Annotated in this window: 7 protein-coding genes and 1 riboswitch; of the genes, 2 read left to right on the top strand and 5 right to left on the bottom strand. The window is 71.5% G+C overall.

Annotated elements, in window-relative coordinates; all coding sequences use genetic code 11:
* Position 1: 1 nt before the first annotated feature.
* Positions 2-156: riboswitch (cyclic di-AMP (ydaO/yuaA leader) on the bottom strand.
* A 214-nt stretch (positions 157-370) separates the two neighbouring features.
* On the bottom strand, positions 371-1,738 hold the full coding sequence (locus tag ACH4K4_RS29260) for a M16 family metallopeptidase (RefSeq protein WP_398171509.1): 1,368 nt from the start codon (positions 1,736-1,738) through the stop codon (positions 371-373).
* Between the two features lie 20 nt (positions 1,739-1,758).
* On the bottom strand, positions 1,759-3,096 hold the full coding sequence (locus ACH4K4_RS29255; RefSeq protein ID WP_398171508.1) for a M16 family metallopeptidase: 1,338 nt from the start codon (positions 3,094-3,096) through the stop codon (positions 1,759-1,761).
* Positions 3,097-3,344: 248 nt separating this feature from the next.
* On the opposite strand from ACH4K4_RS29255, the gene ACH4K4_RS29250 reads away from it, so the two are divergent.
* Complete coding sequence (locus tag ACH4K4_RS29250) at positions 3,345-5,792, top strand: DNA topoisomerase (ATP-hydrolyzing) subunit A (protein WP_398171463.1); 2,448 nt, start codon at positions 3,345-3,347, stop codon at positions 5,790-5,792.
* Between the two features lie 74 nt (positions 5,793-5,866).
* Here the strand turns inward: ACH4K4_RS29250 and ACH4K4_RS29245 are convergent, their stop codons facing one another.
* Both ACH4K4_RS29245 and ACH4K4_RS29240 read right to left on the bottom strand, forming a co-directional pair.
* Positions 5,867-7,117 (bottom strand): CobW family GTP-binding protein, encoded by a 1,251-nt coding sequence (locus ACH4K4_RS29245; RefSeq protein ID WP_398171461.1) that lies wholly within the window; start codon positions 7,115-7,117, stop codon positions 5,867-5,869.
* Positions 7,118-7,175: 58 nt separating this feature from the next.
* On the bottom strand, positions 7,176-8,342 hold the full coding sequence (locus ACH4K4_RS29240; RefSeq protein WP_398171460.1) for a citrate synthase: 1,167 nt from the start codon (positions 8,340-8,342) through the stop codon (positions 7,176-7,178).
* Between the two features lie 136 nt (positions 8,343-8,478).
* Between ACH4K4_RS29240 and ACH4K4_RS29235 the strand changes: the two genes are divergently transcribed.
* On the top strand, positions 8,479-9,819 hold the full coding sequence (locus ACH4K4_RS29235) for a citrate/2-methylcitrate synthase (RefSeq protein ID WP_398171458.1): 1,341 nt from the start codon (positions 8,479-8,481) through the stop codon (positions 9,817-9,819).
* A 519-nt stretch (positions 9,820-10,338) separates the two neighbouring features.
* On the opposite strand, the gene ACH4K4_RS29230 is transcribed toward ACH4K4_RS29235, so the two are convergent.
* Entirely contained in the window at positions 10,339-11,295 is a 957-nt protein-coding gene (locus ACH4K4_RS29230; protein WP_398171507.1) for an IS481 family transposase, read from the bottom strand.
* Between the last annotated feature and the right edge of the window lie 426 nt (positions 11,296-11,721).

Genomic DNA, 11,721 nt, shown 5'->3' with positions numbered 1-11,721 from the left:
TCCTTTCCTTCCCTCTCGCCTACCGGGTTAGCTGACGGGTTCGGAGCAGGAAGGTCTCCTACGGGCACCTCCGGGAAGGCGTCCGATTCACCCCAAGGGACATGGGTCCCCGGCTCCCCTGGCTCGCGCCGTACGGGGACTCGGCGATGACTGCCCGTGCCGCGGTTGCGGCGTCGGTCTGGCGGACAGTCGGATCGACGCTAAACGGGGCAACTTTCAATCGGCAAACAGAACTGATGTTTTGTGCCGTACGTCACACGGCCATCAGGCAACCGCTCCCAGCAATTGGGACATAAAGAAGATCCAGTGGCACGCGCGCACCACTGGATCTTCTCGTGGCAGGCCGTCAGCCCGCCGGAGTCACGACCCGTCAGCCGCCGACGACCGTCACCTCGCCGATGCCGAGCGCCTTGACCGGCTCCGCGATCTCGGAGGCGTCACCCACCAGAACCGTCACCAGCCGGTCCGCCGGGAAGGCGCTGACAACCGCCGCGGTCGCCTCGACCGTGCCGGTCTGCGCCAGCCGCGCGTACAGCTGCGCCTGGAAGTCGTCCGGGAGCTGCTGCTCCACCTGGTCGGCGAGGGTGCCCGCGACGGCGGCGGCGGTCTCGTACTTCAGCGGCGCCACGCCGACGAGGTTCTGCACGGCGACGTCACGCTCGGCGTCCGTCAGGCCCCCGTCGGCGAGGGTGCGCAGCACCTTCCACAGGTCCTCCAGCGCCGGTCCTGTGGAGGCGGTGTCCACCGAGCCGCTGATGGCGAGCATCGCGGCGCCGTCGCCCGCCGCCGAGGAGCGCAGCACCTGGCCGAAGGAGCGCACCCCGTAGGTGTAGCCCTTCTCCTCGCGCAGCACCCGGTCCAGGCGGGAGGTGAGGGTGCCGCCCAGGCAGTACGTGCCGACCACCTGGGCGGGCCAGGCGCGGTCGTGCCGGTCCGGGCCGATGCGGCCGATCAGCAGCTGGGTCTGCACGGCGCCGGGGCGGTCGACGATCACGACGCGGCCGGTGTCGTCGGCGGTGATCGGGCTGGCCTTCACCGGTTCCGCGGGCGACCCCGTCCAGGAGCCGAGGGTGTCGGCGAGGGCCGCCTCCAGGTCCACGCCGGTGAGGTCGCCGACGACGACGGCCGTGGCCGTCGCGGGGCGCACATGGGCCTCGTAGAAGGCACGGACGGCCGCCGCGTCGATACGGGAGACGGTCTCCTCGGTGCCCTGGCGCGGCCGGGACATCCGGGAGTCGGCCGGGAACAGCTCCTTGGACAGCGCCATCGCGGCGCGCCGGGCCGGGTTGGCCAGCTCGTGCGGGATCTCGTCGAGGCGGTTGCGCACCAGGCGCTCGACCTCGCCGTCGGGGAAGGCCGGGGCCCGCAGGGCGTCGGCGAGCAGGCCGAGCGCCTTCTCCAGCCGGGAGGCCGGCACCTCCAAGGAGACGCGCACGCCGGGGTGGTCGGCGTGCGCGTCGAGCGTGGCGCCGCAGCGCTCCAGCTCGGCCGCGAACTCCTCGGCGTCGTGCTTGTCGGTGCCCTCGGACAGGGCACGCGCCATGATCGTGGCGACGCCGTCCAGGCCGGCCGGCTCGGCCTCCAGGGGCGCGACGATGTCGATCTCGACCGCGACGACCTGCTGGCCGGGGCGGTGGCTGCGCAGCACCGTCAGCCCGTTGGGCAGCTGCCCGCGCTCGGGGGCCGGGAAGGCCCACGGCTTGGGCTCGCCGCCGGACGGCTGCGGGTGGAAGGTCATCGTGCTGTTGACGGCGTCGCTCACTGGGCCGCCTCCTCGTCGTTGTCCTCGGCGGCGGTGGGCTCGGTCGGCTCGTACACGAGCACCGCGCGGTTGTCGGGGCGCAGCCGGGCCTTGGCGACCTCCTGCACCTCCTGCGGGGTGATCTCCAGGACGCGCTGCACGGCGGTCAGGGCGAGCTGCGGGTCACCGAAGAGGACGGCGAAGCGGCACAGTTCGTCGGCGCGCCCGGAGGCCGTCGCGAGCCGGTCCAGCCACTCGCGCTCCAACTGGGCCTGCGCGCGCTCCATCTCCTCGGGGCTGGGCCCCTCGGCCGCGAAGCGGGCCAGCTCCTCGTCCACGGCGCTCTCGATCTCCGGCACCTCGACGCCACCGGAGGTCTTCACGTCCAGCCAGCCGAGCGACGGGGCGCCGGCCAGCCGCAGCAGGCCGAATCCCGCGGCCACGGCCGTACGGTCGCGGCGCACCAGCCGGTTGTACAGGCGCGAGGACTCGCCGCCGCCCAGGACCGTCAGCGCCAGGTCGGCCGCGTCGGCCTCGCGGGTGCCGTCCTGCGGGAGGCGGTAGGCGGCCATCAGTGCGCGGGAGGGCACGTCCTCCGCGACGACCTCGCGCAGCTCCTTCCCGATGACGTCCGGGAGGGAGCCGTCGCGCGGCGGCCGCTTGCCCTCGTGGCCGGGGATGGAGCCGAAGTACTTCTCCACCCAGGCGAGGGTCTGCTCGGGGTCGATGTCGCCGACGACCGACAGGACCGCGTTGTTGGGCGCGTAGTACGTACGGAAGAACGCCCGCGCGTCCTCCAGGGAGGCGGCGTCCAGGTCGGCCATCGAGCCGATGGGGGTGTGGTGGTACGGGTGCCCCTCCGGATAGGCCATGGCCGTCAGCTTCTCGAAGGCCGTGCCGTAGGGAACGTTGTCGTAGCGCTGGCGGCGCTCGTTCTTGACGACGTCGCGCTGGTTTTCCAGCGACTCCTCGTCCAGCGCCGTCAGCAGGGAGCCCATGCGGTCCGCCTCCAGCCAGAGCGCGAGCTCCAGCTCGTGGGCGGGCATGGTCTCGAAATAGTTCGTGCGCTCGAAACTCGTGGTGCCGTTCAGCGAGCCGCCGGCGCCCTGCACCAGCTCGAAGTGTCCGTTGCCCTTGACCTGGGCGGAGCCCTGGAACATGAGGTGCTCGAAGAGGTGCGCCAGGCCGGTGCGGCCCTTGACCTCGTGGCGCGAGCCCACGTCGTACCAGAGGCAGACCGCGGCGACCGGGGTCAGGTGATCTTCGGAGAGCACCACACGCAGGCCGTTGGCCAGCCGGTGCTCGGTCGCTGTCAGGCCGCCGGAGCCGGCTTGTTCTGTGGCCGTGTGACCCATGGGCATGTACGTCCCTTCGATCCGCTTGCGAGGAAGTTCTGTCACTGTATGCAAGCGCGCCGAGCTATGGCGAAGTTCCCGTCCGGGCTGCCTCGTACGAGCGGTCCTCGCGGCCACCCCGTCCGACGGACCGGGGAGGGTCGCGGTCGGCGTTGTCAGTGGGGCGGGCCACAATGGTCCGCGTCAGACCCGAACGTTGATCCCGCATCGGCAAGCAGCAGGACGCAAGCGAAGGAGCCGCAGCCGCGATGGCCCGCCGTAGCACGAAGACCCCGCCGCCGGACGACTTCGAGGAGAGGATCCTCGACATCGACGTCGTCGACGAGATGCAGGGCTCCTTCCTTGAGTACGCCTACTCGGTCATCTACTCCCGCGCCCTTCCGGACGCCCGCGACGGCCTCAAGCCCGTGCACCGCCGCATCCTCTACCAGATGAACGAGATGGGGCTGCGCCCCGAGCGCGGCTACGTCAAGTGCGCCCGGGTCGTCGGCGAGGTGATGGGTAAACTCCACCCGCACGGCGACGCCTCCATCTACGACGCCCTGGTCCGGATGGCGCAGTCCTTCTCGATGCGGGTGCCTCTGGTGGACGGGCACGGCAACTTCGGCTCGCTCGGCAACGACGACCCGCCCGCGGCCATGCGGTACACCGAGTGCAAGATGGCCTCGGCGACCTCCCTGATGACGGAGTCGATCGACGAGGACACGGTCGACTTCGCACCGAACTACGACGGCCAGGAGCAGGAGCCGGTCGCCCTCCCCGCCGCGTACCCGAACCTGCTGGTCAACGGCGCCTCCGGCATCGCGGTCGGCATGGCGACGAACATGCCGCCGCACAACCTCGGCGAGGTCATCGCCGCCGCCCGCCACCTGATCAAGCACCCGAACGCGGACCTCGACACGCTGATGAAGTACGTGCCGGGCCCGGACCTGCCGACCGGCGGACGGATCGTGGGCCTGAGCGGCATCCGGGACGCGTACGAGTCCGGCCGCGGCACGTTCAAGATCCGCGCCACGGTCGCGATCGAGAATGTGACACCCCGCCGCAAGGGCCTGGTCGTCACCGAACTGCCGTTCGCGGTCGGCCCCGAGAAGGTCATCTCCAAGATCAAGGACCTGGTGGGCGCGAAGAAGCTCCAGGGCATCGCGGACGTGAAGGACCTCACCGACCGCCAGCACGGCCTGCGCCTGGTCATCGAGATCAAGAACGGGTTCAACCCGGAAGCCGTCCTGGAGCAGCTCTACAAGCTCACGGCCATGGAGGAGTCCTTCGGCATCAACAACGTCGCGCTGGTGGACGGCCAGCCGCTGACGCTGGGCCTCAAGGAGCTGCTGGAGGTCTACGTCGACCACCGCTTCGACGTGGTGCGCCGGCGCAGCGAGTTCCGCCGCACCAAGAAGCGGGACCGCCTCCACCTGGTCGAGGGCCTGCTCACGGCCCTGGTGGACATCGACGAGGTCATCCGCCTCATCCGCTCCAGCGAGAACAGCGCGCAGGCCAAGGAGCGCCTGATGGACCGCTTCGCGCTGAGCGACGTCCAGACGCAGTACATCCTCGACACCCCGCTGCGCCGGCTGACCAAGTTCGACCGCATCGAGCTGGAGTCGGAGCGCGACAAGCTCACGGCCGAGATCGAGGAGCTGACCAAGATCCTCGAATCGGACGGCGAGCTGCGCAAGCTGGTCTCCGGCGAGCTGGCCGCCGTGGCCAAGAAGTACGGCACCGACCGGCGTACGGTCCTGCTGGAGTCGGCGGGCGCGCCGGTGGCCGCGGTGCCGCTGGAGGTCGCCGACGACCCGTGCCGGGTACTGCTGTCCTCGACGGGACTGCTGGCCCGTACCGCCAACGGCGAGGTCGGCTTCGACGCCGACGCCCGGCGCGCCAAGCACGACGTGATCGTCTCGGCGGTGCCGGCCACCACACGCGGCGAGGTGGGCGCGGTCACGTCGGCGGGCCGGCTGCTGCGGATCCAGGTGGTCGACCTGCCGCAGCTGCCCGACACGGCCGCCGGGCCGAACCTCTCCGGCGGCGCACCGGTCTCGGAGTTCCTCAGCTTCCAGGACGGCGAGCGGCTGATCTGCCTGATGACGCTGGACGAGTCCTCGCCGGGCCTGGCGCTCGGCACCGAAGCGGGCATCGTCAAGCGCGTCGTGCCGGACTACCCCTCGCACAAGGAGGAGTTGGAGGTCATCACCCTCAAGGAGGGCGACCGCATCATCGGCGCGGTGGAGTTGCGCACGGGCGAGGAGGACCTGGTCTTCATCACCGACGAGGCGCAGCTGCTGCGCTACCCGGCGGCGCAGGTGCGGCCGCAGGGCCGGCCCGCGGGCGGCATGACGGGCATCAAGCTGGGGGCGGACGCCAAGGTCGTCTTCTTCTCGGCGGTCGACCCGGCCGCCGATGCCATGGTCTTCACGGTCTCCGGCTCGCACGGCACGCTCGACGACTCGGCCGCGACGGCCAAGCTCACCCCCTTCGACCAGTACCCGCGCAAGGGCCGGGCGACCGGCGGCGTGCGCTGCCAGCGGTTCCTGAAGGGCGAGGACTGCCTCACGCTCGCCTGGGCCGGCGCCGCCCCGGTACGGGCGGCGGACGCCAAGGGCGCGCCGGTCAACCTGCCGGAGCCGGACCCGCGGCGGGACGGCTCCGGCGTACCGCTGACGAAGCCGGTCGCGGCGCTGGCCGGGCCGGTGTAGGGGCGAGATGGTGTGAGGGCGGGGTCCCCGGCGGCTGCGGCCGCCCCGGGACCCCGCCCTTGCGCGGGATCGCTCTACCGTCCGGCTTGCGGCTCGTCGAAGTCCTCGGGCTCCCCCGGTGCGAAGTCCGTCGGCTCGCCGGGCTCCCCCGACGTGAAGTCCGCGGGCTCACCGGACTCCCCCGGAACGAAGCCCCCGGGCTCCCCGGCGGACGGTACGTACCGCAGCACCCCCCACATGCTGTCCGGCTCGGCGCGCTCCGGCCCCGTCTCCCGGCAGTCCGTCAGTTCCTTGCGCAGCGCCGCCGCGTCGACCCCGCTGCCGATCAGGACGAGCTGGGTGCGGCGCTCCTCGCCCGGCTGCCACGGCGAGGGATAGAACCGCAGGAAGTCGCCGACCGCGTGCACGGCGAACTTCTGGCGGTTCTCGGGCACGTCGAAGTGGACGAACCCCTTGATCCGGTAGAGACCGGCGGGCCTGCTGTCCAGGAAGGCCATGAGCCGGCGCGGATTCATGGGCTCGTCCGAGACGAACTCGACACTCTCGTAGCCGGCGTGGAGGTGGCGGCCGGCCCCGTGGTGGCCGTGGCATCCCGGCCCGTGCTCGCCGCACGCCTGCTCCCCGGGCACCTCCCCGCCCGCTGCGGCCTCCCCTTCCGCCTCCTCGCGGAACAGGTCCTCGAAGGACAGCTGACGGACCGCCTCGTCGTCCGCGTCACGCGGCTTGCGGTCGAAGAACAGCTCCGGGTCGATCCGCCCGTACGCGGCAGGCACGACCGGCGTCCCCGGGCTCAGCTCGGCGAGGGTGGCCAGGAGCGCGCGCTGCTCCTCCTCCCCGATCCGGTCGGCCTTGTTCAGGACCACCAGATCGGCGATGGCCACATGCCGGTCGATCTCCGGATGCCGGGCCCGGGTCGCCCGGAATTCCGCCGCGTCGACGACCTCGGCCAGCCCGCCGTAGACGATGCGGTCGTTCTCGCTGGCCAGGATCATGCGGATGAGTTCCTGCGGCTCGGCCAGCCCGCTCGCCTCGATGACGATGACGTCGATACGGGCCGACGGCCGGGCCAGCCGTTCCAGGTACTCGTCCAGTTCGCTGGTGTCCACGGCGCAGCACAGGCACCCGTTGCCCAGGGAGACCATCGAGTCGACCTGTCCGGCCACCGTCATGGCGTCGATCTCGATGCTGCCGAAGTCGTTGACGACCGCGCCGACGCGGCTGCCGCCGCTGCGGCCCAGCAGGTGGTTGAGCAGGGTCGTCTTACCGGATCCGAGAAATCCGGCGAGCACGATGACCGGGATCTGTGGCGGGGCCTGCGGGGCCAAGGGGGCGCCTCCATCGTCGTTCGTCGGTACGGCGGCGCGCCGTCGGTCCGGCGCGCCGTCAGTTCAGCGCGGCGGGCACCGGCTGCGGCGGGGGCGGACCCACATAGCGGGCCGCCGGTCGGATGATCTTCGAGTCGTCCGCCTGCTCCAGGATATTGGCGCTCCACCCGATCACCCGGGCCGCACAGAACGTGGGGGTGAACATCTCACGCGGCAGACCGCACAGCTCCATGACCACGCCCGCGTAGAACTCGACGTTGGTGTGCAGTTCCCGTCCGGGCTTCAGCTCGGCGAGGAGCGCCTCGACCCGCTCCTCCACCCGCACCGCGAAGTCCACGAGCAGCCCGCCGAAGCCCCGGGCGATGTCGCGCAGCATGCGCGAACGCGGGTCCTCGGTGCGGTAGACCGGGTGCCCGAAGCCCATGATCCGCTCGCCCTTCCGCACCCGTTCGCGGATCCACTCGTCGATACGGTCCGGGCTTCCGATGGCGTCGAGGGCGTCCAGGGCGCGGCTGGGTGCCCCGCCGTGCAGCGGCCCGGAGAGCGCGCCCACCGCGCCGGCCAGGCATGCCGCGAGATCGGCGCCGGTGGAGGCGATGACCCGGGCGGTGAAGGTCGAGGCATTGAACCCGTGGTCGATGGTGGAGATCAGATACCGCTCGACGGCACCGGCACGCGCGGGCTCCGGCTCCTCGCCGGTGAGCATGTAGAGGTAGTTGGCGGCGTACGGGAGGTCGTCCCGCGGCTCGACGGGCGTCAGGCCCCGGCCGAGGCGGTACAGAGCGGTGAGCACGGTGGGCACCGCGGCGCTCGCGACGAGCGCGTCCGCACCGCGCTGCCCGCGGTCGATGTCGTACAGGGGCTGGAAACCCGCGGCGGCGCCGAGCAGTGAGAGCGCGGTACGCAGACCGGCGAGCGGGCCGCTGCGGGCACCGGCGCGGGCGATGCCGGGCAGCGCGTCCTGCACGGACGCGGGCAGGTGGCGGAGCCGCGCGGTCTCCGCGGCGAAGGCGACGCGCTGCTCCGCGTCCGGCAGGAAGCCGCGGAACATCAGGTGCCAGACGTCCTCGAAGGTACGGCTCTGCGCGAGCTCGACGGCGGAGTACTGGCGGTAGTGATAAAAGCCCTCCCCGCCCCGTACGTCCCCCAGCTCGGTCTCGGTGACGATCACGCCCGCGAGCCCGCGGGGCACGTCGACGGTCGTGACGGCCTCGGCCATCGGCATGACGGTCCTCCTTCACTCCGAGTCCGCGTTACTGCGGGCTCCCGGATATTGATCCGACTGTCTATCCTTGACTCAACAGGTGTCAATGTTGATTGAATCAATGTCGATGCGGTCGGGAGTCGATACGGTGAGCCCCATGGCGGATCACGAAACGGACAGCGGCGACGGCGGCACCCGGAGGCTGAGCACCCGCGAGGCGGCCGAACGGCTCGGCGTGAAGCCGGAGACGGTCTACGCGTACGTCAGCCGCGGCCAGCTGACCAGCCGACGGGCCCCCGGCGGACGAGGCAGCACCTTCGACGCCAAGGAGGTGGACGCACTCGCCCGGCGCGCCGCGCGCCGCGAACCGCCCGCTTCCGGCGGCGACCTGGCGATCCGCACCGGCATCACCCTCATCGACAAGGACCACTGCTACTACCGCGGCGTGGACACCGCCGAACTGGCCGACCACTACGGCTACGAAGAGGTCGCCGACTGGCTCTGGACCGGCACCCTGCGCCCCGGCATCCGCTTCACCGCCCCCGACGAAGCCCTCGACGCCGCCCGCCAGGCCGTCGCGGCACTCCCCGCCCACAGCGGCCCGATGGACCGGTTGCGGGTAGCAGTCGTGGCCGCGGCCGCCGCCGACCCACTCCGCTTCGACCTGTCCGAAGACGCCGTACTGGACACGGCACGCGCTCTGATCCCGGTACTCGTCGAGGCTTTGCCTCGGTTGGACGGCAGGGAGAGCCGGGAGGGCCAAGAGGGCGGCGCGGGCCGGGAGAGCCGCGAGGGCCGGCAGGGCTGGGAGAGCAGCGTAGGCCGGGAGGGCCGCGCAACGGACCCGATCCCGCTCGCCCACCGTCTCTGGTCGCGCCTCACCCCGGAACCGCCCGACGAGGCATCACTCCACGTACTGAACGCGGCCCTCGTCCTCCTCATCGACCACGACCTCGCCTCCTCCACCCTGGCCGCCCGGGTGGCCGCCTCGGCGAGGGCCCACCCGTACGCGGTCGTGTCGGCCGGCTTCGGCGCCCTCGACGGCCCTCTGCACGGCGCCGCCAGCGGCCTCGCACACCGCATGCTGCTGGAGGTACTGGAACGAGGCAGCGCGGCAGCCGTCGTCGCGGACCACCTGCGCGCCGGACACCGCGTGCCCGGACTGGGCCACCGCCTTTACCCAGGCGAAGACCCGCGCGCCCGCGCCCTGTTCCGCCTCCTGGAGGACGTGCCGCAAGCCGCTACGGCACTACGCGCGGCACGCGATGTGGCCGCGACAACCGCCCGGCACACCCCCCTGCACCCCAACGTGGACCTCGCCCTGTCCGTACTGACCGTATCGACGGGCATGGCCACCGAGGCCGGCGAAACGGTCTTCGCGGTAGCCCGCACCGCGGGCTGGATCGCCCACGCGCTGGAGGAGTACCAGGAACACCCCATGCGCATCCGCCCCAGCGGCCACTACCAGGGACCTCGCCCACCGCGGCCACTGCCTTAAGGGGAGTGGGGGGGCGGGGGCGCGGGGACGCGGGGGCACAGGGGGACGGGGGTGCGTGAGGACGGGGACGGGGGTGCGTGGGAGGGGTGGGGCTGCGGTGCCCGGGGGGGGCGATCGGCGGGTGGCAACCGGCGGGCGGCACCTCAAGGTGGGGCCCGAGCAAACGCTTCCTTACCTCCCCCCGCCCCCCGCCCCCGCCCCTCCCCTCCGTCCAGCGTTCCGTCAGGCGCAGTCACCAAGGCTCAGCCCACGACGCCCGGGGCACCGCCACCGCCGCCAGGCACCGACGCCGAGCACCGACGCCGGGCACCCGCCAAGACCACCGCCCCTGAGCCCCACCACCGCCATCGCATCCGTCATCGCCCCCCGCGAGCACCAGGCGGAAGTGCTCATCGCCCTCCAGACGTTGGCCTCAACGGTTGGTGTCAACGAGCGGACGAGCGAGCCGACGGCGCCACCTTCGGCCGCTGCGCGCGTCAAGGTACGGCCTGCCAAGGACCTGGGACCCTGGACCTGGTCCTAGGTGTATTGACCCGCAGGGTTGTTCACGCGGGTGATGGGTGGCTGGCCTCCGAGTGCGGTGTGGCAGCGATGGTAGTTGTAGGTGTGCAGGAAGTCGTCCAGGGTCGCGGTGCGTTCTTCGTTGCTGGCGTAGGGCCGGAGGTAGGCCCACTCGTCGAGCAGGGTGCGGTTGAAGCGTTCGACTTTGCCGTTGGTCTGCGGCCGGTAGGCGCGGGTGCGTTTGCCGGTCGCGCCGGGTTCGGCCAGGGCTTGCCGCCAGGCGGCGGCTTTGCGGTAGGACCAGGCGTTGTCCGTCAGGACCCGCTCGATGCGGGAGATGCCGTGGCGGGCAAAGTGGGCGGCTGCTCGGCGCAGAAAGCCGGCGCAGGTGGCGACCTTCTCGTCGGGGTGGACTTCGCTGTAGGCCAGGCGGCTGTGGTCATCGACGGCGGAGTGGATGTAGTCGAAGCCGACGCCGGTCTTGGTGAGCCGGCTGCCGGCCCGGCCGTGGACGCGCCAGCCGCCGCCGGCGGGAATGCGGCCGAGTTTCTTGACATCGACGTGGACCAGTTCGCCGGGGCGGTTGCGCTCATAGCGGCGGATCACGGTTTTGGTGGACCGGTCCAGGAAGGCGAGACGGTTCAGACCGTGCCGGACCAGTATCCGGTGGACGGTGGAGGGCGGCAGGCCCAGGATCGGACCCAGCCGGGCCGGACCGAGTGTGCGGGTCGTCCGCAGTCGGCAGACCCGGTCCTCCAGGCAATCCGCGGTGCGGTGCGGGGTCCGGTGCGGCCTGCTGGTCCGATCCAGCAGGCCGGCCTCGCCCTCGGCCGCAAACCGTCGGATCCACTTGTGTGCGGTGGTCCGTGAGACACCCATCTCGGCCGCGACATGCGCGACCGGACGGCCAAGACGGACCCGCTCGACCAGCAGCCGCCTGCCATGAACGGTCAGTCGGGCATTACGGTGGGACACGAAGACCTCCGTTGTGCGGTGAAGCCTAGACATCTCCACCACACCGGAGGTCTTCGCCATTGATCAAGCCCCGCGAGTGTCAACAACGCTCGTGATCAATACAACTAGGTCCTCGGTGTGGACTGGGCGCAACCCGCCACCCTCCCTTCATGGCCGGGTTCCAGCCCGCCACCCCCGAAGCCGCCAAGGCGATTGCTCCCCCGCGGTGTTGACTACGCCCACCCGCGAGCGGAGCAGGCCCCTCGCTGCTCCTTGTGCGTCGCGTTCGACGGGCCTTGGCTGCCACACCCCCTTGCCGGGCCAGGTGGCGTAGCTATGTACCGCCAGGCCCCAACTCCTCTACAGCGGAGCCGGATACGAGTGGTTACGGTCCTCGCTCGCGCCACCACCCCGCACCTCCACGGCGAGCGCGGCCCAGCCGTGACG

It is taken from the genome of Streptomyces sp. NPDC017529, assembly GCF_044329785.1.
In the GTDB taxonomy this organism is placed as follows: domain Bacteria; phylum Actinomycetota; class Actinomycetes; order Streptomycetales; family Streptomycetaceae; genus Streptomyces.
Note: the sequence above shows the minus strand (reverse complement) of the source record. Positions and strands in the feature narration are given on the sequence as shown.